Origin of the sequence: Streptomyces sp. NPDC059092, assembly GCF_042756365.1 — a bacterium.
In the GTDB taxonomy this organism is placed as follows: domain Bacteria; phylum Actinomycetota; class Actinomycetes; order Streptomycetales; family Streptomycetaceae; genus Streptomyces.
In genome coordinates, this window is sequence record NZ_JBHZEJ010000012.1 from 38,756 (window position 1) to 63,282 (window position 24,527).

19 protein-coding genes, 1 tRNA gene and 1 pseudogene are annotated in these 24,527 nt (G+C 69.3%); 9 read left to right on the forward strand and 12 right to left on the reverse strand.

The window, feature by feature from the left end; translation table 11 throughout:
• Positions 1 to 51: 51 nt before the first annotated feature.
• From ACFXPL_RS10195 to ACFXPL_RS10210, 4 genes are all read right to left on the reverse strand, one after another.
• Positions 52 to 873, reverse strand: coding sequence for a carbohydrate ABC transporter permease (locus ACFXPL_RS10195; protein WP_384915523.1), 822 nt, complete (start codon positions 871 to 873; stop codon positions 52 to 54).
• Between the two features lie 31 nt (positions 874 to 904).
• Positions 905 to 1,834: a carbohydrate ABC transporter permease gene (locus ACFXPL_RS10200; protein WP_384915526.1), complete on the reverse strand. Its 930-nt coding sequence runs from the start codon at positions 1,832 to 1,834 to the stop codon at positions 905 to 907.
• Positions 1,835 to 1,839: 5 nt separating this feature from the next.
• Complete coding sequence (locus tag ACFXPL_RS10205) at positions 1,840 to 3,129, reverse strand: ABC transporter substrate-binding protein (RefSeq protein WP_384915529.1); 1,290 nt, start codon at positions 3,127 to 3,129, stop codon at positions 1,840 to 1,842.
• 75 nt (positions 3,130 to 3,204) lie between these two features.
• Positions 3,205 to 4,239, reverse strand: a complete 1,035-nt coding sequence (locus tag ACFXPL_RS10210; RefSeq protein ID WP_384915532.1) for a LacI family DNA-binding transcriptional regulator — start codon at positions 4,237 to 4,239, stop codon at positions 3,205 to 3,207.
• 123 nt (positions 4,240 to 4,362) lie between these two features.
• Here ACFXPL_RS10210 and ACFXPL_RS10215 point away from each other — a divergent pair, with 123 nt between their 5' ends.
• Positions 4,363 to 5,973: an FAD-dependent oxidoreductase gene (locus ACFXPL_RS10215; RefSeq protein ID WP_384915535.1), complete on the forward strand. Its 1,611-nt coding sequence runs from the start codon at positions 4,363 to 4,365 to the stop codon at positions 5,971 to 5,973.
• Positions 5,974 to 5,986: 13 nt separating this feature from the next.
• Here the strand turns inward: ACFXPL_RS10215 and ACFXPL_RS10220 are convergent, their stop codons facing one another.
• Positions 5,987 to 7,024 (reverse strand): LacI family DNA-binding transcriptional regulator, encoded by a 1,038-nt coding sequence (locus ACFXPL_RS10220; RefSeq protein WP_384915538.1) that lies wholly within the window; start codon positions 7,022 to 7,024, stop codon positions 5,987 to 5,989.
• Between the two features lie 18 nt (positions 7,025 to 7,042).
• On the reverse strand, positions 7,043 to 9,511 hold the full coding sequence (locus ACFXPL_RS10225) for a glycoside hydrolase family 2 TIM barrel-domain containing protein (protein ID WP_384915541.1): 2,469 nt from the start codon (positions 9,509 to 9,511) through the stop codon (positions 7,043 to 7,045).
• A gap of 149 nt (positions 9,512 to 9,660) precedes the next feature.
• On the opposite strand from ACFXPL_RS10225, the pseudogene ACFXPL_RS10230 reads away from it, so the two are divergent.
• Together ACFXPL_RS10230 and ACFXPL_RS10235 are read left to right on the forward strand one after the other, a co-directional pair.
• A pseudogene (locus ACFXPL_RS10230) lies at positions 9,661 to 9,819 on the forward strand (integrase core domain-containing protein); the annotation flags it as partial.
• A 169-nt stretch (positions 9,820 to 9,988) separates the two neighbouring features.
• Positions 9,989 to 13,183: a family 78 glycoside hydrolase catalytic domain gene (locus ACFXPL_RS10235; protein ID WP_384915545.1), complete on the forward strand. Its 3,195-nt coding sequence runs from the start codon at positions 9,989 to 9,991 to the stop codon at positions 13,181 to 13,183.
• 375 nt (positions 13,184 to 13,558) lie between these two features.
• Here the strand turns inward: ACFXPL_RS10235 and ACFXPL_RS10240 are convergent, their stop codons facing one another.
• Complete coding sequence (locus ACFXPL_RS10240; RefSeq protein ID WP_384915548.1) at positions 13,559 to 13,789, reverse strand: DUF6243 family protein; 231 nt, start codon at positions 13,787 to 13,789, stop codon at positions 13,559 to 13,561.
• A gap of 505 nt (positions 13,790 to 14,294) precedes the next feature.
• Between ACFXPL_RS10240 and ACFXPL_RS10245 the strand changes: the two genes are divergently transcribed.
• Together ACFXPL_RS10245 and ACFXPL_RS10250 are read left to right on the forward strand one after the other, a co-directional pair.
• Positions 14,295 to 15,713 (forward strand): DEAD/DEAH box helicase, encoded by a 1,419-nt coding sequence (locus tag ACFXPL_RS10245; RefSeq protein ID WP_384915551.1) that lies wholly within the window; start codon positions 14,295 to 14,297, stop codon positions 15,711 to 15,713.
• Between the two features lie 375 nt (positions 15,714 to 16,088).
• Complete coding sequence (locus ACFXPL_RS10250; RefSeq protein ID WP_384915554.1) at positions 16,089 to 16,259, forward strand: hypothetical protein; 171 nt, start codon at positions 16,089 to 16,091, stop codon at positions 16,257 to 16,259.
• 868 nt (positions 16,260 to 17,127) lie between these two features.
• On the opposite strand, the gene ACFXPL_RS10255 is transcribed toward ACFXPL_RS10250, so the two are convergent.
• Positions 17,128 to 18,345: a DUF4365 domain-containing protein gene (locus ACFXPL_RS10255; RefSeq protein WP_384915557.1), complete on the reverse strand. Its 1,218-nt coding sequence runs from the start codon at positions 18,343 to 18,345 to the stop codon at positions 17,128 to 17,130.
• 280 nt (positions 18,346 to 18,625) lie between these two features.
• Between ACFXPL_RS10255 and ACFXPL_RS10260 the strand changes: the two genes are divergently transcribed.
• Positions 18,626 to 18,895 (forward strand): hypothetical protein, encoded by a 270-nt coding sequence (locus ACFXPL_RS10260; protein ID WP_384915560.1) that lies wholly within the window; start codon positions 18,626 to 18,628, stop codon positions 18,893 to 18,895.
• Positions 18,896 to 19,072: 177 nt separating this feature from the next.
• On the opposite strand, the gene ACFXPL_RS10265 is transcribed toward ACFXPL_RS10260, so the two are convergent.
• Positions 19,073 to 19,146 (reverse strand) — tRNA-Gly (locus tag ACFXPL_RS10265).
• A gap of 230 nt (positions 19,147 to 19,376) precedes the next feature.
• Here ACFXPL_RS10265 and ACFXPL_RS10270 point away from each other — a divergent pair.
• The 3 genes from ACFXPL_RS10270 (at position 19,377) to ACFXPL_RS10280 (ending at position 20,692) form a co-directional block, all read left to right on the forward strand.
• On the forward strand, positions 19,377 to 19,562 hold the full coding sequence (locus ACFXPL_RS10270) for a hypothetical protein (protein ID WP_384915563.1): 186 nt from the start codon (positions 19,377 to 19,379) through the stop codon (positions 19,560 to 19,562).
• A 70-nt stretch (positions 19,563 to 19,632) separates the two neighbouring features.
• On the forward strand, positions 19,633 to 20,208 hold the full coding sequence (gene dcd, locus ACFXPL_RS10275; protein ID WP_384915566.1) for a dCTP deaminase: 576 nt from the start codon (positions 19,633 to 19,635) through the stop codon (positions 20,206 to 20,208).
• Between the two features lie 7 nt (positions 20,209 to 20,215).
• Positions 20,216 to 20,692 carry a phosphoribosyltransferase gene (locus ACFXPL_RS10280; protein WP_384915569.1) on the forward strand — a complete coding sequence of 159 codons (477 nt, stop codon included), beginning with the start codon at positions 20,216 to 20,218 and terminating at the stop codon, positions 20,690 to 20,692.
• A 40-nt stretch (positions 20,693 to 20,732) separates the two neighbouring features.
• Here ACFXPL_RS10280 and ACFXPL_RS10285 read toward each other — a convergent pair whose 3' ends face one another.
• From ACFXPL_RS10285 to ACFXPL_RS10295, 3 genes are all read right to left on the reverse strand, one after another.
• A complete protein-coding gene (locus ACFXPL_RS10285; RefSeq protein ID WP_384915572.1) occupies positions 20,733 to 21,656 on the reverse strand; it encodes a Yip1 family protein in 924 nt (307 codons plus the stop codon).
• Positions 21,657 to 21,786: 130 nt separating this feature from the next.
• On the reverse strand, positions 21,787 to 23,064 hold the full coding sequence (locus tag ACFXPL_RS10290) for an FG-GAP repeat domain-containing protein (RefSeq protein WP_384915575.1): 1,278 nt from the start codon (positions 23,062 to 23,064) through the stop codon (positions 21,787 to 21,789).
• 92 nt (positions 23,065 to 23,156) lie between these two features.
• Complete coding sequence (locus ACFXPL_RS10295) at positions 23,157 to 24,521, reverse strand: FG-GAP and VCBS repeat-containing protein (protein ID WP_384915578.1); 1,365 nt, start codon at positions 24,519 to 24,521, stop codon at positions 23,157 to 23,159.
• Positions 24,522 to 24,527: the final 6 nt, after the last annotated feature.

A 24,527-nucleotide genomic window follows, 5' to 3' on the forward strand; every position in this document is an offset into this window, starting at 1 on the left:
GATGAGGTCAGCGGCGGCGTCCGGTCCGCGTCGTCGCTGTGGTGGGTCAGCTCATCCCTTGAGCCCGGTCTGGGCGAGGCCCTGGACGAACTGCTTCTGCGCGATGAGGAACACCACGAGGATCGGGACGACGGTCAGCGACGCGGCGCCGAGCTGTGTGTTCCACATCTGCTCGCCGTAGAAGTCCTGATAGCGCGTGATCGCGAGCCCGAGCGTGAAGTTCTCGGGGGTGCGCAGGAAGATGAGCGCCTCGAAGTACATGTTGAACGAGCGCAGGAACGCCATGATCCCGACCGCCGCGACCGCCGGCGTCGCCAGCGGGAGGGCGATCCGGAAGAACACCCCGGCACGTGTCACACCGTCCAGCCGTGCGGCCTCCTCGTACTCCTTCGGGAAGCTGAGGAAGTGCTGCCGGAAGATGAACACGGAGACGACCGCCGTGGGCCCGAAGATCGGCAGGATGATGAGCGGCCAGTGCGTGTTGGTGAGACCCATCGCCCGGACCGCCGTGAAGATCGGGATGATCGTCACCTCGGTCGGCACCATCATCGTCGCGAGCATGAGCGTGAACGCCGCGTTGCGCAGAGGGAAGCGGATGCGGGCGAACGCATAGCCCGCCATCGCCGACAGCAGGATCGATGCCAGGGTGACGACCACCGCGATGTACATCGAGTTGCCGTACTGCCGCAGGAACGGCTGCGCGGTGAACACCTGCGCGAATCCGTCCAGCGTCCACTCCCTGGGCAGCAGCGTGGGGGGCTGGAGGAAGATCTCGTTCGCCGGCTTGAACGACGAGAAGATCATCCACAGCGTCGGATAGAGGAACGGGAGGGACGCGACCACGAGCAGCACGTACAGCGTGACGGTCGTCACCCGTGAGCGGCTGCGTGCCGCGCTCGACGCATCAGACCTCATCGTGCACCCACTTCCGGCGGGAGGTCCACTGCAGCATCGTCAGTGCCAGGATGATGGCGAAGAGCACAACGCCGATGGCGCTGGCGTATCCGAACTGCTGGCTGACGAAGGCCGTGCGGTAGAGGAAGAACGGCAGGACGTTTGTGGCATTTCCCGGCCCGCCGTCGGTGAGCAGCTGTACGGGGGCGAACACCTCGAGCGAGCCGATGGTGGTGAGGATCCCGGTGAGGAGGATCGTCGGCGCGATCATCGGGACGGTGATCGACCAGAACGATTTCCACGGCGACGCGCCGTCCAGCTGGGCGGCCTCCCGGATCTCCTCCGGGACGCTCTGGAGAGCGGCGAGGAAGAGCACCATGTTCATGCCGACGCCCTTGAACACCTGCACGACGACGAGGGAGATGAGCGCGGTCGAGGAGTCGGCGAGCCAGTTGGTTCCGTCGATGCCGAGGAGCCGGAGCGCGCCGTTGATGCCTCCGTCGGGGGCGAGGAGGAAGCCCCATGTCACGGACCAGGCGACCACGGACACCACGACCGGTGAGAAGAAGATCGTACGGAACGCGGTGATGCCCTTCATCCGCCGGTTGAGGAGAACGGCGAGGCTGATGGCGATCACGAGATTCAGCACGAGGACGCCCGCGCTGAAGAACAGACTCGCGACGACCGACGCGGAGAAGGTCGGATCGGCGAAGAGGCGGGAGTAGTTGCCGAGTCCGGTGAACTCCATCTCGCCGGTGAGCGGCCGCCACTCGTTGAGGCTGTACCAGATGACAAAAAGGAAGGGGACGACGCCGAGGATGATGACGCCGAGGACCTGGGGCGCGACGAAGGCCACGCCGAGCCAGCGGTCCCGGTCAGGACGGGGGCGCGGGTTCGGCACGACTCTTCGGCCGTTCGCTGCGGAGGTGCGTGCGGTCACTGGGGTCAGCCCTTGAGCGTCGGCGAGATCTGTTCGCATATGCCGGTGACGGCGGTTTTCACGTCGCCTCCCGACCACACCGAGTCGAGGCCCGCGCGGACCTTGTCGGAGAACTGTGAGAGCACCGGGTGCTGCGGTTTCACCGAGGCTTCAGGGACCACGTCGATGATCGCCGACTGGATCGCCTCGGGCGAGAGATTCGGCGCGGCCTGGGAGAGCGTCTTCACGTTCAGGAGCGACTTACGGGGCGGCGGGAAGAACTGCGCGAGCAGCTCGGCGTTCGTGGGGTTCGTCAGGTAGGCGAGGAAATCGGCCGCCTGCTCCTTGTGGGTGCCGCGTTCAAGCACGCTCACCCCCGCCTGTCCGACGATGGGGTGGTAGCCCTTCGGCCCTGCCGGGAGGGGGAGGAACGACCACTTGAAGCTGTCGCCGAGGCTCCCCGACTGGCTGAGCTGCGCGATGCTGAAGGCCACGTCGCCGCTCGCGAACGCCGCGGGCTCCGCTTTTCCCGAGATGGTGGGGATGGCGCCGCGGCTCATCTGCTTCTGGTACCAGGTGAGGTAGTCGATCATCTCCGGCGACGTGAACTCGCACGTCGCGCCGTCCTCGGACCACGGGGCGGCACCCCATGCGTTGCCGAGCATGGTCACCACGCTCCAGTTCGTGGGGTTGAACGTCGGGATGTTCAACCCCACGGCCTTTGTCTTGCTGTGCGTCGCCGCGGCGATGTCGCTGACCGTCTGCCACGTGTAGTCCGGGGTCCCGACCAGTGCTGCCACATCGGGCTGGCCGGCGGCCTTCAGGAGGTCTTCGTTGACGTAGAGCGCGAACGGCGAGTTGGAGAACGGATACGCGTAGACGCCGCCCTTGTCGTCCTGCCACGGAGCGAGCGCGGCGGGGAGGATGTCGTCGAGGTCGTAGCCGTCGGCGCCCTTCAGCGTGTCGCGGACATCGTGCAGGACGCCCGCGTCGACGAACTCGGGGCCGCTCGCCTCGGGTATCCAGGCCAGGTCGGGAATGTCGCCGCCGGCGATCTGCGTCGTCAGCCCGGCGATGTAGTCCGGGTTCGTGACGGGCTCGAACGTGATCGACGCGACCTCGTCACGGTGCTCCGCGACATAGGCGTCGCCGACCTTCTTCAGCAACGCCAGGTGATCCTTGTTGGATGACCAGAGCGCCATCTTCAGCTCGACCGGACCTGACGCGCTGGTGTCGCCGCCGCCGCATGCGCTGAGGAACAGGGCCAGAGCTCCGGTGAGCGCTATGGCGGCTCTTCGGGATCGGGTAGCTCGCATGAAGTACTCCTTCGTACTCATTCCGCGGCTCGTAGCGCTCCGCAGGAAAGTAAAATACCAGCGCTACCGAGAAAATCAATCCATATTTTCGGGAACTTGCGGAGCCGCTGTCGAGTCCCGCACGATGAGTTCTGTCGCGAGATCGGTGTGGAACACGGGAGGCGCTCCGCCGAGCAGCAGCTTGTGCGCGACGTCCACCGCGTACGACCCCATTGCCTCCGACGGCTGCCTGATGGTCGTCAGCCGCGGCGCCGTCATCCGCGCGACGGGCTGATCGTCGAACCCGATGACACTGAGGTCGCGCGGGACGGACATGCCGGCACGCCGCGCGGCTTCCAGGACCCCGGCCGCCTGCGCGTCACTCGCCGCGAAGATCGCCGTGACGCGGTCCGGTCGGTCCAGGAGGGACTCCGCGGCCCGCAGCCCCGATTCGTACGTGAAGTCGCCCTCCTCGACGATGTCGGCGCCGGGCTGGATCCCCGCGGAGGCGAGCGCGGCCAGGTGCCCGTGCTTGCGCGCGATCGACGCCTGCGTGTCGGACACGCCGCTGAGGAAGCCGATGCGCGTGTGCCCGAGCGACAGCAGGTGCCGCGTGGCCGCCATGCCGCCCGCGAAGTTCGTCGCGCCGACGGAATACGAGTCGTTGTCCGGCAACCGGTAGGTGTCGACCTCGACGAGCGGGACTCCGTTCTTCGCGAGCTTCGCCCGCTCCTCCGTCCTCAGGCGGGATTTCAGCGCGACAACGGCTACCGGCCCGTTCCGCTTCGTCCGCTCGATCCACCCCGCGGCGGGCACTCCATCGGGAAGGTCGAGAAGGACGAGCTCAAGCCCGGCCTCGTGGGCCGCGCGCATGGCTCCGCGCAGGATCTCCACGGTCAGCGGCGACGACATGCTTGAGCTCGAGAGCACGACCACCACCGTCGCCAGATCACGCCGGGAGCGCTGCTTCGGCGACAGGTACTGCTTGTCGCGCAACACGGACTCCACTCGCACACGGGTGTCGGCGGCGACGTCCGGCGCCCCGTTCACGACCTTCGAGACGGTGGAGATCGAGACACCCGCCTCGCCCGCCACCTCGGCGAGCGACGGTCGACGCTCCTTCTCACGCATGGGTATCCCTTCGATCACTTTGAGTTCTGGAAGTCTACGGCGGACGACGTCACCTTGAGAGATTTTGCTTAAGTATGATCGAGAAACCTACCGAGAGTTCTCGGGAAAGAAAGGTGTTCTCCCGTGACAGGACAGCAAGCTGACCTTCTCATCGTCGGTGGTGGCGTCGGCGGCGTCTCTGCCGCCCTCGCGGCTTTGCGCCGCGGCAGATCGGTGATCATGACCGAGCAGACGCCGTGGCTGGGAGGACAGTTGACGGCTCAACTGGTGCCCAGCGACGAGCACCGACGCATCGAGACAACCGGCCGCAACCGCAGCTACGCCCAGTTCCGCGAGCTCGTACGCGAGCACTACCGGACTTACTATCCGCTCACCGCGGCCGCGAGAACCGACCAGCACCTCAACCCCGGCGCGGCGTGGGTCAGTCCGCTGAGCGTCGAGCCGAAGGTCATCCTCGCGGTGATCCACAGCATGCTGCGCCCGTACGAGGCGTCCGGACGGCTCACGCTCATGCTGGAGACGTCGCCCGTCGCCGTCCACACCGACGGCGACCGCGTCACCGCGGTGACGGTGCGCGACCACGCGGGAGAGGAGCACGACCTCTCCGCGCCGTTCGTGCTGGACGCGACCGAGCTGGGCGACCTCCTGGAACTCGGCGGAGTCGAGTTCGTCACCGGCCGCGAGTCCCGCGGCGAGACCGGCGAGCCCGGCGCACCGGAGACCGGCGATCCCCTCGACATGCAGAGCGTCACCTGGTGCTTCGCGGTCGAGCACCTCGCCGGCCAGGACCACACCATCGACCGGCCCGACGACTACGGCTTCTTCCGCGAGTGGCGACCGCCGCAGCTCGACGGCGAGAAGATGCTCGGGTTCCGCCGCGCCGCCCACGACGGATCGATCGCCAGGGAGTACACCCTGCGCGTGAACGACGACGACGACCCGTTCGCCATCGACGTGGACCACCGCAACATGGGCGAAGCCCCCGAGCTGTGGAACTACCGCCGCGTCGCGGCGCGGCGCCAGTTCGAGGACGGCGCGTACGAGAGTGACATCGTCATCGTGAACTGGCCGATGAACGACTACGTCGGCGGTACGTTGTTCGGCAGCGACGACGCGGCGGTCCACTGGGACCGGTCGAAGGCGCTGAGCCGGTCGCTGCTCCACTGGCTTCAGACGGAGGCTCCGCGACCCGACGGCGGCGTCGGCTGGCCCGGACTCCGCCTCGTGCCGCGCGTCACGGGGACGCCGGACGGTTTCGCCATGATGCCGTACTTCCGGGAGTCACGCCGCATCCGGGCGGAGCGGACGATCCTTGAGCAGGACTTCGACCGGGACCTCCGCGACGGCCGGGGCGCCGAGCGCTATCCGGACACCGTGGGCGTCGGTCACTACTACTGGATCGACCGGCACGCCACGACCGGTGGCAGCGCGGGCGGCGGCGGCCTGCCGGAACCGTTCGAGATCCCGCTCGGCGCCCTCCTGCCCCGGCGCGTACGGAACCTTCTGCCCGCCGCGAAGAACATCGGCACCACGCACATCTCGAACGGCAGCTACCGGCTGCAGCCCGTCGAGTGGTCCATCGGCGAGGCCGTGGGAGCCCTTGCCTCATACTGCCTCGACCACGGCGTCGAGCCGTCCGCGGTGCGCTCCGATGCGCGCCGGCTCGGCGACTTCCAGCGCGACCTCGAACGCGGAGGCGTGCAACTGCGGTGGGATCCCGCGCTCCGCTGGTAGACCGCCGCGAAGGTCAGACCTCGACCGGCGCACGACCGGTCGAGGCTCTGAACTGCAATGTTGGGGTCGCGTCCTGATGAGTGGACGGGTCCGCACCGTCGACGACGTCGAGAAGCCGACGCGCGGCATGGGCGCCGAGGGCGACGACATCGTGGCCGAGCGCCGTCAGCCCCGGCGTCACGAGGCGGCAGAGCAGCGAGTCGTCCCACGCGATGATGGAGACGTCGCCGGGGACCGAGAGACCCAGTTCGTGTGCGGTGGTCAGCGCTACGACCGCCATGACGTCGTTGTCGAACAACAGACCCGTCGGCGCACGGGGCGACGACAGCACGGTGCGCGCGGCTGCCGCACCGGACTCCTGTGAGAGGTCGGTGCGCACGATGTCGTGTTCGAGGCCCGCGGCGCGGGCGGCGTGCTCGAAAGCGTCGTCGCGGATGGCCGTGTACGCATAGCGGCGGGGGGCCGCGACACGGGTGACGCGTCGATGGCCGAGGGCCGCGAGATGCTCGACCGCCTGCCGCATCGCCTCGGCGTCGTTCGTCCACACCGTCGTCAGTCCGGCCGCGACGCTCGGGTCGCCGACGACGACCGCGGGGATGCCGCCCTCCGACACGACGGAGATCCGCGGATCGTCCGGGATCAGATCGGTGAGCAGGACGCCGTCGACCCGACGCGACCTGTGCCAGCGCCTGATCGCCTCGGCCTCGGCGTCCGTGTCGGGCACGACCTCCAGCAGGAGTCCCATCGAGCGGGACGCGAGCGTCGTCTCCACGCCGGCGATGAACTGCATGTAGAACGGCTCGACGGAGAGATCACGAGGGTCCTTGGCGAGCACCAGACCGATCGTGTCCGCGCCCGCGCCCGCCAGCGTGCGGGCGGCGCTCGCCGGCGACCAGCCGAGCCGGGCCGCCACCTCCAGAACCCGTTCGCGCGTGGCCGAAGACACACCGGACCGGCCGTTCAGAGCGTAGGAGACGCTCGCGGTCGACGTCCGCGCCTCCCGTGCGACGTCCGCGATCGTGACCCGCCGGGGCTGCGGAGCACTCGTCATCACCGATGCCAGCTCCCGTCATTCGGAGTCGATGCTATCCCTGAGCGAGGCGACGACGAACGCTGCCCGCGGCGAGGCGGCGTCGAGCGGCTCCGGCGCGCGGACACGGAAGATCTCCGTCTCCCCCGGCAGCACGGTGGTGAAGCCGCGGTCGACCGTCGCCCCGGGATGGATCCGGTCCGGCTGGACGAGCACATCGCGCGCGAGGTGACGTGAGTGAACACCGATGTCCAGCCCACCGGTGACGGCGGTGACCGTGATCTCCAGCGGCGTTCCGTCGAGCCGTGCGTCCCTCGGCGCGGCGAAGTGCCAGAAGGCCCGCTCGTCGTCGACCGTCGCGAGGAGGAACTCGGCGCCCGGATCCGACGACTCGGCGACAGCCGGCGGCAGCGTCACGCGGGTCACCGAACGCGGCGGAACCGAGAGCGCGTACGACCGCTCCGCGACGGGCTCGCCGTCGAGACGCCGCCGGGCGAGGTGCGCCGTCGTGTCCCACGCCTCGTCGTCGTCGTTGATGACGCAGAGCCGCAGCACGCCGTCACACGGCTCGATGGTCACGGCCCGCGGCGCGTACATGTCGCGCAGGGCGAAATAGAGCGGCTTGCGGCGGCCGGCGCTGTCGATCGCCGACCACGACGTGACGGGCCAGAGGTCGTTGAGCTGCCACACGATGGTGCCCGTGGTCCGCGGCCGGCTCGCGCGCCAGTGCAGCACGCCGGTGCGGACCGCCTCGACCTGCATCCACTGCGTCTGGAGGTGCCACCGGTCGAAGTCCTCCGTCGGCGGGAGGTGCCGGGCGAGGTTGCGCGCGAGCTTCGCGTGTCCGTCGATGGCCTTCTGATGGTGGCGTACGTTCTCGGCGTCGACGCGCAGCTCGGGGTCGGTGATCGCGTCCCGGAGCGTTCTCCAGGCCGCCGCGCCCTGCCAGCCGAACTCGGACACGAAGCGCGGAGAGCTGTCCCGGTAGACCGCGTAGTCGTCCTCGTTCCAGGCGTCCCAGGAGTGGAACGTCTGGTGGTCGGTGTCGTTCGGCTCGTACGCCCAACTGCCCGACCAGGGGCTCCCCTCCGTGTAGGGGCGGGTGGGGTCGAGTTCGCGAACGAGGTCCGGGAGCCAGTCGAGGTAGTACCGCTCGCCCCAGGTGAGCGCGCCTCCTGGCTGCGCCGCCCAGTCCTTGTCGAGGCGCATCCAGAGGTTCTCGTTGTTCCCGTTCCAAACGGCGAGGCTGGCATGAGAGCTGAGCCGCACGATGTTCTCGCGGGCCTCGGCGAGCACCTCGGAGCGTATCGGCTCCTCCTCGGGGTAGGCGGCGCACGCGAAGAGGAAGTCCTGCCACACGAGCAGGCCGAGCTCGTCGCACGCCGTGTAGAACGCCTCGCTCTCGTAGACCCCTCCGCCCCATACGCGGACGAGGTTCACGTTCGCGTCGGCGGCCTGTTCCAGACGGGTCCGGACGCGGTCGTCGGTGACCTCCCCGGGGAAGACACTCTCGGGGATCCAGTTCACGCCCTTGACGAACAGAGGGCGTTCGTTCACCGTCACGACGAACGGGGTGCCGTGGGCATCGGGTTCCCGGTCGACGGTGACCGTCCGGAAGCCGACCCGTGTGCGGTGCTCGTCGAGCCGCTCCTTTCCGGACCGGAGCGAGACCTCGACCGGATACAGGTGTGGTTCGCCGAGTCCTCGCGGGTACCACCGCCGTACGCCGGGAACGGCGACGACGACGGTCGCGGAGTCCTCGCCCGGCTGGACCTCGGCGTGGACGGCCTGCCCGGCGATCTCGACCTCCAGGTGCAACGGGAGTGTCGCCCCCGAGACGGTTCGCTCGATGTCGATGTGGGCGGTGAGGATGCCGGTGTCCTCGAACACGTCGACCAGGGGACGGACCGCGGCGATCCGCGCCGTGCTCCACGCCTCCACCTTGACGTCACGCCACAGTCCGCACCCCGGAAGGGTCGGTCCCCAGTCCCAGCCGAAGCTGCTCGCCATCTTCCTGATGAACGCGAAGGGCTGCGGGTAGGCACTGGGCCGGGCTCCGAGCGCGCGCTCCCATTGCTCCGCCTCCGTGTACGCGGACGTGAACCGGACATCGACGGCATTCGTTTCGGCCGCGACCGCCGTGATGTCGAACCGGAAGGAACGGTGCATGTTCCGGGTGCTTCCGACCGTCCGCCCGTTCACCGCGACGGACGCGATGGTGTCGACACCGTCGAGGACGAGGTCGATCCGCTCCGCGCCAACGGCGGCGGCGAACGTGCGGCTGAGTCCCCAGTCGCATCTCGACACCCACGCGACCTCGTCCTCGTTCCGGTCGACGAAGGGGTCGGGGATGAGGTCCGCCGCCAGCAGGTCGAGGTGGACCGCCCCCGGGACCTGCGCATCGATGGCCTGGCCGATGAGCGGGACGGCCGCTTCCGGCACCGGAGTCCGGCCGTCGGCGACGACTGTCCATGTCCAACGTCCTGCCAGGTCCAACGTCGTGCGCATGCGGACTCCTCCTCGCCGGGCCAAGTGGGATTCCAGCGTAGCCTAAGCGCTTAAGTTCCGCCGGGACAGGACCGGGCCGCTCCATGCGCGCATCTGCGTCTGTCCGTCGTTGTCATCCGGTGACACCGGATGCCGGCATCGCGGCGGGTATTGGGTCAGTCGGGGACGCGTAAGACAACGCCCTGATGGAGTCAACGACCGGTCTGTACAAAACCGAGTTGATCAAACCCCAGCGTCCCTGGAAGTCGCTCCCCCAGGTCGAGTTGGCCACCGTCGAGTGGGTCGACCGGTACAACCACCGGCGCCTCCACTGACAGCGACCGCAGTGTCGATGCGGAGCGAGAGCTCAGCTCCACCAGAATGTATCGTTTCACTTCTACCTCGGTCGTTTCTTTCGTCCCATCTGTTGACCCGCTTTCTGGACGGCGCCTAGCCTCCGAGCACCCGAATGAAACCTTTCATCCACTGGGGCTGCCCATGTCCAGACACCCGACGCGCAGAACCGCCCTGCAGTTGGGGGCCGCCGCGTCCGCCTCTGTCGTGTTCACCGGACCCCGGGCGTCCGCCGCCGCGCAGGGCAAAGGCAAGGGCGTGCCCCCTGCGCCCACCGGCCTGCTGACCGACCTGCTGCCGCAGGCTCTGGGTAGCACCGCCGGACAACGGCCCCGGTTCAGCTGGCAGGTCCCCGACCTCGGCCCCTGTACCCGCCAGCGCGCCTACCAGCTGGAGATCGCCACCACCCCGGCCGGGTTCAAGAACCACCGACTGGTCTGGAGCAGCGGCAGGGTGGCCGCTGCCGAGTCCACCGCCGTGGCCTACGGTGGTCCGGCGCTGAAACCGCGTACCGCCTACTGGTGGCGGGTCCGCAACTGGGCGGACAAGCCGTCGTCGTGGTCGGAGCCCGTGCTGATGGCGACCGCGGTGGAGGACGAGTGGCAGGCCGAGCCCATCTGGGCCCCGACCGGGCCCACCATGACGGACGGCGCCTTCGCCGCCCGCCTCAAGATCACCGCGGTCGCCGCCGGTCTGTGGTTCCGGGCCACCGACACCGCCAACAACTACATGTGGCAACTGCGCGCCGGCGTTACCGCCGGAGTGCTCCGCAAGCACGTGTGCGTGAATGGTACGTACAGCGTCCTCGGCGAGGTGACTCTGCCCTTCCCGGTCGCGACCGGTGAGTGGGTGGACCTCTCGGTCACCATGACCGGCTCCGCCTTCACCACCAGCGTCAACGGCACCGTCGTCGACACCACCACCCACACCCGCTACACGGCGGGCAACATCGGCTTGCGCAACGGCCGCACCGAGTCGCAGGTGTACGACAGTGTCCGCTTCACCGCGGCCGACGGCACCGTGCTGTTCCAGGACGACTTCGCCTCCGACAAGGGCACGTTCTCCGCGGGCACCGTCGCGAACGGTGTCCTCACCTTCCCCACCGACGCCTCCTCGCTCTCCTCCTACGGCGCCGACAACACCTGGGCGCTGCTGCGGCACGAGTACGGCCTGGCGTCCAGCAAGAAGGTCGCCGCCGCCGTGCTGCACGTTGCCGCCACCTCCGCCAACCCGGCCAGGCAGTACGTGGCCAAGGTGTGGAGCAACGCCAGTCTGGTCGGCTACGCCTCCGTACGCTCCGGTTCCGGGGCCGCGTATCAGTCCTTCGACATCACCGACACCCTGCGCGCCGACGGGGCCAACGCTCTGGCCGCGCTGTGTCACACCCCCTCGGAGCAAAAGTTCCTGGCCCAGCTGGAGATCACCTACACCGACGGCAGCCGGACCACCATCGGCTCGGGCGGCGATTGGAGAGCCCGCGGCCAGGACGGTCTGCTCCCGGCCGGGGGCAGCGCGGGCAGCACCTTCTTCACCGTGCCCCAGGAGTACTGGGATCTGCGCAACGAGCCCGTCGGCTGGACCGAGCCCGGCTTCGACGACGCCGACTGGCTCACCCCCGCATCCCGCTCCGCCATCGACGGCCTGGTCCCGGCGCTCATCGAGCCCGTACGGTTGCACGACGTCACCCCGGCCTCGGTGACCGAGGTGGCTGACGGCCGCTGGCTGGTGGACCTCGGCCGGGAGATCGTCGGCGGGCTGGCCCTGGAGGTCACCGGGAACGCGGGCGACACCGTGGAGGTGCGCCTCGGCGAGGAACTCAACGCCGATGACACCGTGAAATATCAGTTGCGGGCCACCAACCTCTACCGCGAGGTCTGGACTCTGCGCGACGGTGCTCAGCGCTTCGAGCACTGGGGCTACCGCGGCTTCCGCTGGGCCGAGCTGCGCACCCCCGTCGACCTGTCCCGGGCGACCGTCAGGGGCCGCGCCTGGAAGCTCGACTGGGACGACTCCGACTCCCGCTTCAGCAGCTCGGACCCCGATCTGGACCAGGTCTGGGACCTGTGCCGCTACTCCATCGAGGCGACCCGCGGCGACCTCTACCAGGACACCCCGACCCGCGAGCGAGGCCCCTACGAGGGCGACGCGCTGATCAACCAGCTCTCCGAGTACGGCGTGCAGCGCTCGTACGCGCTCGCCCGGTGGTCCAACGACTACCTGGTCCGCCAGGGCACCTGGCCCACCGAGTATCGGCTGATGTGCGCGATCTCCGCCTGGGAGGACTATCTCGCCACCGGCGACGACCGGCAGCTCGCCAAGGACTATGCCCTGCTCGCCGCCAAGAACCTCACTTCCTATCTGGGTTCCGACGGTCTGGTTCACAAGTCGCCCGGCAACTCCAGCCAGAATCTGGGCGACTTGGTCGACTGGCCCGCCACCAGCCGCGACGGCTACATCTTCACCAGTGTCAACACCGTCGTCAACGCCTTCCAGTACGCGGCCTTCGACGCTCTCGCCAAGTGCGCCGCCGCCCTCGGCAAGAGCGATGAGAAGGCGTTGATGCGGGAGCGGGCGGACACCCTCGCCGCCGCCATGCGCGACACCCTGCTCGACACCTCGGCGGGCCGGTTCCGCGATGGTGCGGGCACCACCCACAGTGCCCAGCACGCCACCGCCTTCCCGGTCGCGCTCGGTGTCGACGCCGCCCTCGACGGCGAGGTGCTGACCAGGATGGGCGACACTCTCGCCGCAGGCGGTATGAAGATGAGCGTGTACGGGGCGCAGTTCCTTCTCGACGCGTTGTTCCGACTCGGCCGCGCCGACGCCGCGCTCGCGTTGCTCACCTCCAGGGCCACCAACTCATGGCTGCACATGATCGACGACCTGAAGGCCACCATTGTCACGGAGGCATGGGACCCGTCGCTGAAGTCGAACATGACCTTCTCCCACGCCTGGGCCTCCGCCCCCGCCAACGCCGTGGCCCGGCACGTACTGGGCGTCCAGGTCACGGAAGCGGGCGCGGCCGGGTTCCGCGTCCGGCCCAGGACAGGGAAGCTGACCGAGGTCGAAGGAACGGTCCCGTCCCTGCGCGGCCCGGTCTCGGTCTCCCTGCACCGTTCCAAGGGCACGCACTCCCTCAAGGTGACCGTGCCGCCCAACAGCCGGGCGGTGGTGGAACTGGAGATCGGCGACGCCGACCCGGCGGCGTACCGGGTGGCCATGTCGTCCGCGGACGCGCACGGAGGCATCAAGATGACGTCGTTCAACGACCTGACCGGCACCGTCCTGCGGGTGGGCCCGGTCGGCTCCGGCACCACGGTGATCTCGCTGCGTGCGTAGGCGATGCGCTCTGCCGCTCCGGCGCGGGGAGCGGCGGCTGAAGCCACGAGCTGACGCGTTGTAACCCTACTTACACCACGGGGTCCATCCAGTACTGCGTAGGCTTGCCCGCCTCTGACCTGGGAAACGCGTCCCTGCGAGCGTGCCGCAGTGGCTTCGTTCGGGCCCCAGCTGACCGCTGTCCACCGTCCTGACTGGCACGTAGTGGCACGTTCATCCCCGGGTGGTCGGCTGAGACACTGGTGGTCGGCCGAAAGCTGAGCGGGAGCGGCCGCGTTCGGTACGGCCGCAGACCCCGGTACGGCAGCGGGGCCCGGGCCGTGCGTCGAGGCCCTGGCCGTGCCCCGTGCGGTGCCGCCCTGCGACAGTGGTGCGTCAGCTCTGTGCGGTGTCGTCGCCCGTCTGCCCGTCTGCCCGTCTGCCCGACGCCCTCGGCTGCGCCTGCCTCTCGCGGATCTTGCGCACCAGCTCCGCCTTCCGGTCGGCGGCGCCCTTGCGGTCGAGGTTGCGGTGCGGACCATTATTCTGCCGTTCGGCGCGGGACAGCCTCTCGCGCCGGCCGCCGCTCAGGCCCACAGGGTTGTTGATGTTCTTGCTCACGGTCATAGGTTCTCCCGGAATGATGTGAAGTGATCTACGGATTTATCGGTGGGGGACGGGCGCGGCGACGTCGAGGGACGTCAGCAGGGGGCCATCACGCTCTCACTCGTAAATCGGCCTTCTGGCCTTCCGCCGGGTATGCGCCGTGCACGGACATGCTGGTCACGTATCAGTGCAAGCGCGAGACAGCGATCCCGAACTCCCCGATCGCCCGCACTTCGACCGTGCCCGCCATGGTCTCCGTCTGCGGGGCAATCGCGTCCAGCGTCCAGCGCCCGGCCACCTACGGCAGGAACCCTTGTACCGCTCGGCAAGAGCATCCCGGATGTCGAGGGGTCTACCGGCCTTCAGCGCGTGACGATCCCCGTGGGCGGGTACCCGGCCGGGCCGCGGGACGGCCGGCGCGAGGCCCGCGCTGGTAAGGTCGGGTCACGCTTGCAGAGAGCCTGGGCCCGTGCCGGACAAGGTACGGGCCCAGGTCCGTTCAGGGCGCCGAAACGAGGAACCCCCAATGAAGGCGAAGCAATCGGCCTCCGGTCGCTCCGGACCCAGCAGGTCCGACCGGGGGAGCGCCCCGCGGGGCGAGCTCTCGGTGCCGGGGACACCGACGCCTGGCCTCCCACCGGCCGGCTCCTTCTCGGAGCTGGAACTGCCGGTCGAGCTGATGGGGGTGCTGGCGGGGCTCGGGATACGGGAGCCGTTCCCGATCCAGGCGGCCACCCTGCCGAGTGCGCTGGCCGGCCGGGATGTCCTCGGCCGCGCGCGGACCGGCTCGGGAAAGACCCTCGCCTTCGGGCTTGCGCTCCTCGCACGTACGGCGGGCCGGCGCGCCGAACCGAAGCGCCCTCTCGCGCTGGTCCTGGTGCCGACAAGGGAACTCGCGCAGCAGGTGAGCGAGGCGCTGGCTCCCTACGCGGAGGCGCTCGGGCTACGCTCGGTGACTGTGGTCGGCGGGCTGGCGATCGGCCGGCAGGTGGCGGCGCTCCGGGCGGGTGCCGAGGTCGTGGTGGCGACGCCGGGACGGCTGGCCGATCTCGTCGCCCGGAGGGACTGTCACCTGGACCGGGTGCGGATCGCGGTGCTGGACGAGGCGGACCAGATGTGCGACATGGGTTTCCTGCCGCAGGTCTCGGAGGCCCTGGACCGGACGCCCCCCGGCGGGCAGCGGATGCTGTTCTCCGCGACGCTCGACCGCAACGTCGATCAACTGGTCAGGCAATATCTGAGTGAGCCGGTGTTCGCCGCGGTCGATCGGGCGGAGGGCTCGGTCGCGACGATGGAGCACCACGTACTGAATGTCCATCCCGCCGACAAGTACGTGACAGCCACCGAGATCGCGGCTCGGGACGGGCGGGTGCTGATGTTCCTGGACACCAAGCACGGTGTGGACCAGTTCACCCGCCACTTGCGGAGCAGCGGCATACAGGCGGGTGCTCTGCACAGCGGGAAGTCGCAGCCGCAGCGCACGCACACGCTGGCCCAGTTCAAGGACGGGGAGATCACTGTGCTGGTGGCCACCAACGTCGCTGCCCGTGGCATCGACGTCGAGCACCTGGACCTCGTCGTCAACGTGGATCCGCCCTCCGACCCCAAGGACTACCTCCACCGCGGCGGGCGCACCGCGCGTGCCGGGGAGTCCGGCAGCGTGGTCACGTTGGTCACGCCCGGCCAGCGCCGGGACGTGAACCGGATGATGTCGGATGCCGGGATCCGGCCCACGGTCGCTCAGGTTCGCTCCGGTGAGGAGAGGCTGACCAGCATCACAGGCGCGAAGCGCCCGCCGGTGCAGGACGGGGCGAAGACCGGCGACGCGGCGTTCCGGGGGCTGGGTACCCGCGCGGGCCGCCCGCCGAAGGAATCCCGCAAGGCCGCGGAGGCGCGCACGATGGCGGAGGCCCGCAAGGCCGCCCGAGCGCGCAGGGCGCACTGACGGGCGGTACGGCCGTCGCGGTCGGGAGACACCAGGAGGCACCCACTGCCTCGCACCGAGTGGAGCGTCAAGGAGTACCGATGGCGAACAGGGTCCAACGGCCCCGTGAGGAAGCCGAGTTCGAGTTCATCCTGGCGAGGGCGGATGTGCCGGTGCTCGCGTACTTCCACGGGGTGTGGCCCAAGGCCGCGGCAGCATGCAAGGAAATGGATGTCCTGGTGCGGGAGGTGGCCGACGTCCACGAGGGCCGACTGATCGTCGTGCGGGCCGACATCGCACGGTGCCCCCGGCCCCGTACGGCGGTACGGCGTCACCGGCGCGCCCTCCTTCGTGCTGATCGATCGGGGCGAGGCGATGGCGACCGGGAGCGGTCCGATGTCCAGGGCCGCGCTCGGGGAGTTCCTGGACGCCATGGTCCGCACCGGCCAGTCCTCGGAGAAGGCGGGCCCTGATCTACCCCCAGCATTCGACGCCCGCGTGCGCGCGGAACAGCATGACGTGGCCGACGGCGAGGCAAGTGGTGCGGAAGTGCTGCGCCGGGCCTGACGCTGGATTGACCGATCGTTCTGGGGCTGACGTGACGTGGCGTCAGCTCCTGAACCGGTGAATTGCCACGTGGAGTGCTCGGTTCTGTCCGCTCGGCGGTGATGCTTGTGCGCCGATCAACCGTCGCGACGTTCAGTGATTTCGGAACGACCAGAGGCGTGGCGCACATCACGCGACGTCGATCTCGGGATTCAAGAATGTGCCCGAACGGACACTCGGCAGGTCTCGGAGACTCGCGTCGTTGCGCCGATCGACCGCCAGGTGGTGCACGAATGGTGCGTGGTCTTCGAATTGGCCTGGACAACAAACAACCCCCGGGTCGTTGACCTGGGGGTTCGTCGTGGAGCGGGTGACGAGAATCGAACTCGCGCTCTGAGCTTGGGAATCAGCGGTTCTTGGGCTGTTGGAGAGATGCTGAGATGCGCTTTTGCGTCGGTCGGCATGGATGGACACGGTCTGTGGAAGCCGTACCTGACCGCTGTTGTCCGCTCTGCTGGGCACGGATGGGGCACGAGGGTAGCGGTGTGGCGGGCCCTGCCAGGGTGTGCTCGGAGAGTATCGGGTTCGCGAACTTTTGACGGCTCGTCTGATTCGGGGCCTGGCCTCTCCGGGACGCAGGTTCCGCGTTGTCGGAAGCTGAACATCACGGAGCTCTACGGCGACAGTCAATGGGCTGCCTGAGGCGGTTGGCGCGGTGACGAAGAGGCGATTGTCTCTGTGTGATCACTCATTGATCATGTGCTGGACGGAGTCACCGAGGGATTTCCCGAAGAGCAAAGTTCTTACCGTCGCTACAGGGAAGTTGTGGCCCGGTCGGCTGACGGCGTCGTCGCCGTCAGGTACGGACGCTCACGCGACGATCCGGATGTCACTCCCTCCCTGTCGGCTCGGGGATGCGCCAGATGATTCGGACCTGTTCGTCGAGGGGGAGCGAGGGGCCGCCCACGTAGATGCGTTGGATGAGATACAGGATGGCCAGCCGGTAGGCTTCCGGTTCGATGTCGTCCACCGATTCCACCGTTGCCCGGCTGAGCTTGCGCACCTGTCGGACGATGCGTGGCTCAGTTTCGAGGGAGCCGAGTTCGGCCACGATGTTCGGTTCCAGATCGGTTTCCTCCCGCATCGCTCGGATCGAGCGCTGCACGAGGTCGGGCTCGGCATCGATGCGGTCGAGCATGCGCTCGAGCACGTACGTATGGATGACGTCCGCTGCGATACTGCCGTGTTCCGGGGGCTCCTCCCCGGTGCAACTCGGGCAGCCCTCGCACTCGACGAGTTCGCCCTCCGGGCCTTCGTCGGCCTGCCGGGTGGAGGCGAAGCACGCGGCCACCCACATGAGTTCGGTTCGGTCCAGCCCCAGGTCTTCGGCGGTCAACAGATCGATGTCCGGGGCCCCGAGGCCGTCCTGGGGCTCGGGCAGCTGAAGCTCGGACCGCATCAGCGACTCCAGAGTGACCCAAGCCGGTTCCCATTCCTCGGTGCTGAGCAGCAGTGTCGCCACTGCGTCGCCCGGGCGCTTCCAGAAGATGAGGTCTTCGTCGTCACCGTTGACGAAGTGCAGAACGTGATCGGCAGGGTCGAATTCCGCTCCGGACATCTCCTCAAGGTGAGTAAGAACGGCCTGCCGGCCGCGGTAGCGCCCGACGTAGCGGCGTGCCTGGGCGACGAAGGAGCCCAGGGTGGTGTCGTCCAGCACCGCATTGGGGCTGATCCCGATGAAGCGCGGCTCATGGAAGGAACCGGAGCGGCGGAGCTGCTGGGTGGCGTTGGCCCAGTACAGCTTCTTGGCGTCCGGGTCGTACACCACGCAGTAGACCGGGATGTTGCCCTCCGACCAGGTATCGCGATGCCGGTCGACGGGCACGACATAGCCGTTGCCCCGACGCCAGCTGTCGCCTCCCTTGACCTGGACCTTGATCGTGTCGCTGGTGACATCGTCGTTGTCGGTGAAGGTGACGTAGAAATCTTCACCGAAGTCGTTCTGCCCGGATATCTCCTGCACGATGTGGTCGTGCTCCTCCAGCAGTGTGCGCAGCGCGTTCACCGCGGCCTGGCCCACCCGCCGCCCTTTGGGGATCTTCGGCATGTCACTTTCTCCACAGGTTCCTCGTCCACCCGGGCGAACCGCGACAGCCCCGCCCCCGGCTACCTTGCCCCATGCGTCTGACATCGCATCCGGGAGTGCTCGGATGACCAGGGCCGGCTCGATGACCTGGACTTTGATCGTGGAGCGGGTGACAACGGGCGGGAGTCCAGTACGAGAGCTAGGCATCGGCGTCGGTACGGTCCCTCGCCTACGCGGAGCGCACCGCGAAACTGCCCAGCTAGCGAGCCCGTTCCGAGTCCGGTGCGGCAGCTGAAAGCCCGTGGCGGTGCAGCAGTGGGTCCGGCATCATCCCCATGTGATGGTGATGCAATCCGTTCTGGAGATCTCCGCCGTCGACGACTTCGCGCTCTGGCCGGTTGGCGAGCACGAGTTATACGGCTACCTCGTGCTGAACGGGGAGCTCACTCCTGCGGAGGTGGGCACGGCGGTGAGGCGCATCGCCGCCTGGAAACGAGCCGGAGGAGAAGCAGGGGCAGTGCCCGACCGACCCGCTCAGCGCCTTCCTGCACGGCCTGCTCACCATGCCTGACCTGTTCGCCGCAGAAGGTTCCGGGTGACCGACACCACCACCGGCACCGTCTTCGTCGAGCCGGGCTCCTGCAACAGCCCCGTCACGCCTGCCCTCTCTCGGCTCCGGTCAGGGAGGAGCAGCTAGACAGGCCCAGACAACAAACAAGGCCCGGGTCGATGACCTGGACCTTAGTCGTGGAGCGGGTGACGAGAATCGAACTCGCGCTCTGAGCTTGGGAAGCTCATGTTCTACCATTAAACTACACCCGCTCGGCGAGCCAGTGATCGGCTTCGCGTCGTCGGCAACTCTACCCCATTCCCCGCCCCGGGTGCCCCTCGCCCCGCGGGTTCCGTCCGCGTGGTCGGGGGTGCGGGTGTTGCTGAAGGGGGGGCGGGGGCGGGAGTTGGGGCGTAGGGTCGGGGGCGGAGTGCCGCTTCATGTGGTGTCCTGATCATCCCCTAGTGTGGGCGTTCGTCCGCGTTTTTGGGGAAAGGACCTGATGGACTTGAGGGAACACACCGTCGTCCGTTGTGCCGAAGGGCACGTGTTCAGTACTGCGACATTCCCGATGCAGCAGCTCGGTGCCGGGCGGATCGGGCCCGGGCGGCTCATCCGGTGTCCGCGTTGTGCGCGGCTGCGGCATGCCGTGCCGGTGGAGACGGTGAACAGGGTGGATCAGCGCTGATCCTCGGCGGGTGAGGCGCGCGGGGCTGCCCGATTGGGGTGGGCTCGCGCGCCTTGCGTATCCTCGGGGCGTGCTTCTCTCAGACCAGGACATCCGGGCCGAGCTCCACTCCGGCCGCGTACGCCTCGAACCGTACGACGAGACGATGGTGCAGCCCTCCAGCATCGATGTACGCCTCGACCGGTACTTCAGGGTGTTCGAGAACCACCGTTATCCGCACATCGACCCCGCCGTCGAGCAGGCCGATCTGACGCGTACGGTCGAGCCCGAGGGCGACGAGCCGTTCATCCTGCACCCGGGCGAGTTCGTGCTCGCGTCGACGTACGAGGTCATCTCGCTGCCCGACGACATCGCCTCCCGGCTGGAGGGCAAGTCGAGCCTCGGGCGGCTCGGGCTGGTGACGCACTCGACCGCCGGGTTCATCGACCCCGGGTTCTCCGGGCACGTCACCCTCGAACTGTCGAACATGGCGACGATGCCCATCAAACTCTGGCCCGGCATGAAGATCGGGCAGCTCTGTCTGTTCCGGCTCAGCTCGCCGGCCGAGTTCCCCTACGGGTCCGAGCGGTACGGGTCGCGGTATCAGGGGCAGCGCGGGCCGACCGCCTCGCGGTCCTTCGTCAACTTCCACCGGACGCAGGTGTGACGCGCGCATGACCGAGCGCAGGGAGAACCTGTCGTACGAGACGTTCGGCCGCGCCGTGCGCGAGCTGGCGCAGAGTGTCGCGGACGACGGCTACGAGCCGGATGTCGTTCTGAGCATCGCGCGCGGCGGTGTCTTCGTCGCCGGCGGGCTCGCCTACGCCCTGGACTGCAAGAACATTCACCTGGTGAACGTCGAGTTCTACACGGGTGTGGGGACCACGCTCGCGATGCCTGTCATGCTCGCGCCCGTCCCCAACGTCGTCGACTTCTCCCGCAAGAAGGTCTTGATCGCGGACGACGTCGCCGACACCGGCAAGACCCTCAAGCTCGTCCACGAATTCTGCGTCGGCCATGTCGCCGAGGTGCGCAGCGCGGTCATATACGAGAAGTCGCAGTCGCTCGTGAAGTGCGAGTACGTCTGGAAGCGCACCGAGGACTGGATCAACTTTCCCTGGAGCGTCGAGCCGCCTGTCGTCCGCGGGTGAGAGGACGGCGAGGGGGCGGTGGTACCGCCCCCTTCTTCCGTTACAGCGTGCCCAGTTTGAGCAGGGACAGCAGCCCGATGAGCTGGATCGCCGACGCGCCCAGCGCCTTCGGCCACGGCAGGTCGTGCGACCTGCTGACCATCACGGTGAAGAGCGCGCCCGCCGCGATCCACGTCGCCCAGCCGATGATCTGCACCAGCGAGTTCTCACCGCCCAGGAAGAGCGCGAAGAGCAGGCGCGGGGCGTCCGTGATCGACATGATCAGCATGGAGAGGCCCACGGTCGGCTGCCAGGCGCCGTCGCCGCCGAGCTGGCGGGCGAGCGAGTGGGTGACCGCGCCCAGGATCAGACCGCCGATGACGAAGGCGACCGCCGTCGTGAGGACGTACGGGATGGCCGTGGTCAGCGTCGCGTTGATCGCTTCCTCACGGGCCGTGTCGAAGCCGAACAGCGCCAGCAGGCCGTAGAGGAACGTGACGACCAGGGCCGGGCCCCAGATCGGGTAGTCGCGCATCTGGTGGAACGTCTGCGCCGGGCGCAGGACGATGCCGCTCAGCAGCTCCTTCCAGCGCAGCCGGGGGCCGGCCGGGGCCGGGGCCGCGCCGGCCTGGTAACCGGCGCCGTCGCCGTAGCGGTCCTCGTCGATGCTGAACGCCTGGGTGTGCCCCGGGTTGTTCGCGTACGGGTCGCCGTGCTGCTGTTGCTGCGGCGGGCCGCCGTACCCCTGCTGCTGCCCGTAGGGGTCGCCGAAGTACTCGGGCTCGCCCGGTCGGCCCCCGTGCGGAGCGCCGCCCCCTTGCTGTCCACCGCCCGAGGGGGGCCACTGCTGCCGGCCGTACGACGGCGCGCCCTGCTGACCGCCCCCGTGTGCGGGGGGCGGCGCCTGCCGTCCGTACGGCGGTTGCTGCGGTTGCTGTTGCGAGGTGCGGTTGTCCCGGCCGCGTCCGATCCTGAATCCAGCCACGCGGTCGAACGTACCCGCTCCTGACGGGCCCGGTGACGGAGGGAGGGGAACCGGGGGGCCTTTGCGGCCGAGCTGTGACATCCCTTAGGGGAACCCTGGGGGGATCTCCCCAGCAAACGGTGAGGGGACGTCAGTCCAGGAAGACCGCTGTGCTGAAGGTGAGCAGGGGGTGGGGGCGGTAGGCCGGTGCCCCGGAACCGGACGTCTCGGGATCGGGATCGGGAGCGTAGAGCGCTATCAGGTCCGTTTTCTCCGACCGGTGGGTTCTTGTCACCAGGTACCCGTCCGTCGCGCGCAGGATCTCCGTGGTCGCCTTTCCGGTCGGTACGCCGGGGAGGCGGGGCGCCGGGGGCTTCCGTACCGCCGTGAAGGCGTACGCGCCGCCCTGCGGCCCGGGGCCGTCCGGGCCGCCCAGCAGCAGTGTTCCGCGCGCGGGCGCCCCGGGCGCGTGGGGGCGGGGCAGTGCGACGAGGTCGTCGTAGCCGTCGCCGTTCACATCGGTCTTCGGCTCCGGCGCCGCCAGCGCCGCCCCTCCGCCCTGGACCGGCGCGGTGGCGGCGCGCGGGGCACCGGTCCGGCTGAACGGGCCGCGCAGGAAGCTGACCTGGCCCCCGCTCGCGGTGACCGCGAGGTCGACCTCGCCGTCGCCGTCGAAGTCCCCGCAGACCGGATGGTCGGGCCACTCGTCGCCCGCGCGGGCCTTCGCCGGGATCTTCAGGACGACCGCGCGGCCGGTGGGCCCGTCCGGGCCGCCGAAGAGGATCTGGAGCGGTACGGGCGGCACCCCGATGCCGTTGTACGGCGGGTCCGTGGCGATGATCAGGTCGCCGAAGCCGTCGCCGTCGAGGTCGCACGCCGCCTCGGCGTCGAACGCGGCGGGCAGCACCCCGGCCACCCGCGCGCCCCGCTCGCGCGGGTCCAGCGTCTGGCGCACGGCCGGGTCGAAGCGGCGGGGCGCGTCGGCGCCTTCACCTGCCTTGGCACCGGCCCCGGCCTTGGCCCCGGCCCCGGCCCCGGCCTTCGTGCCGTACACGATGCCGATGCCCGCGTCGTCCCCGTACGTGTCGCCCGCCGCCTTGACCAGGTCGTTCAGTACGAGGTCGGGGTAGCCGTCGCCGTTGAGGTCGTCCGGGACGCGGCTGCCCCTGCCGCGCGGCACCGCGCGGCGCGGGACTGCCGAGGTGCCGGCGCCCGGGGCGGTGTCGCCGTTCTTCGCCTCCGCCGAGCCGCCGGGGGAGGACGTGGAGGAGGACTGCGGGGAGGCGTCGGTACAGGCCGCCAGCGGCAGCAGCAGGACCGTACAGGCGGAGAGGCTGATCGCCGCCCTCGCGGTCTTCGCCGGCCCCGCAGCTGCCGCCGCCGCTGTCGTACGTATCCGCCGTACCCGTCGCGACCGCCGTATCCGCATGATCCCACCCGCCCCATCCGTACTCACCGGCCCCCGACGCACCGCCTCATTGTGCGCGTGGCGCAGCGCCGTGCCCAGGCCGGGCCGGGGGCTCAGTGGCCGAAGCTCTGGCCGAAGTGGTCGCCCGTCGTCGGCGTCAGGCCCAGATCCGACGGGCCGATCCGACGCGGCCACCCGTCGGGGCCGGTGCCTGGGCCCGTGCCCGTCAGTCCGTTCGGGCCGCCACGCAGGACGCGTACCTGCGCCTTCTCGCCGATCGCCAGTTCCGCCGCGCCGTCCCCGTCCGTGTCCAGCAGCGCGAGCGCCCAGGCGGGGGCCGCGAGGTGCTGGGCGCCCGTGGTGGTCAGTCCCTTCGGGCCGCCGCGCAGGACGAGGATCAGGGTCGAACCGCTTTCCGACGGGGCGGTGAAGGCCACGTCGGTGTACCCGTCGCCGTTCACGTCGCCCGCCGTGAGCGCGCCCCCGAAGCCGCAGCCGGTGGATTTCGGCGCGCCCGGCAGCCCCGGTGTCGCGTCGTCGACCGTCGTCGGCTTCGGGGTGCGGCCCCGGCCCGCCGGGCCGCCGTACACGACCGTCAGCCGGCTGCCGTCGTCCACGAGCTGTTCGTCGCCGATGACCTCGCAGGAGCGGCCGACGATCACGTCCGCGGTGCCGTCCTTGTCGAGGTCGGCGGTGAGCGTGTCCGAGCCGTACATGTCCCTGCCCCGCGTGTCCTTGAGGCGCGTGTACGCGGCGGATACGCCCCCGGCGCCCCGGGCGGTCCCGCGGTGGACGGCGGTGGCGCGCGGGACGGGCATCTCGTCCACGTAGACATGGGTCCAGGTCACGACGAGGTCGTCCCGGCCGTCGCCGTTCACATCCCCCGCGGCGGCGAGGCGGGCCGTGTAGTACCCCCCTGATCCGGAGCCGCTTGATCCGGAGCCGCTCGTGGGCTCCGGATCAGGGTCTTTCGGCGTGAGGTCCAGCGGCACCGTGGCCGCGGGCACACCCGCCCGGCTGAACGGGCCGTACGACAGCGTCGCCGTCGAAGGTGACTGCCCCGCGGTGACCAGGTCGGCGTGTCCGTCCCCGTCGAAGTCGCCGGTCACCGGAGCGCTGCCGGTGAGCCGTGCCCCGCCCGCGAGGCCCTTGTCGCCGCCCCAGACGACGAAGACGGTGTTCGTGCCCGCCCCGGTGATCAGGTCGGCCGTCCCGTCCCCGTCGAGGTCGGCCGATACCACTGACCCGCCGAACGAGCCTCCCTGGCCGGCCTTCCCGAGGTTCAGGCTGTTCTGGGTGATCAGCCGGTGGCGGGCCGGGGCCGGGCCGTCCGGCGAGCCGGGCACCACGGCCGCGTATCCGGCGGCGTAGAGACCGTCGACCGTCGCGCCGGAGTCGGTCAGGACGAGGTCGCCCGTGCCGTCGCCGTCGAAGTCGGAGTACGTCGCGGGCTGGGACGGCGGGGACGGCGGGGACAACGGTGA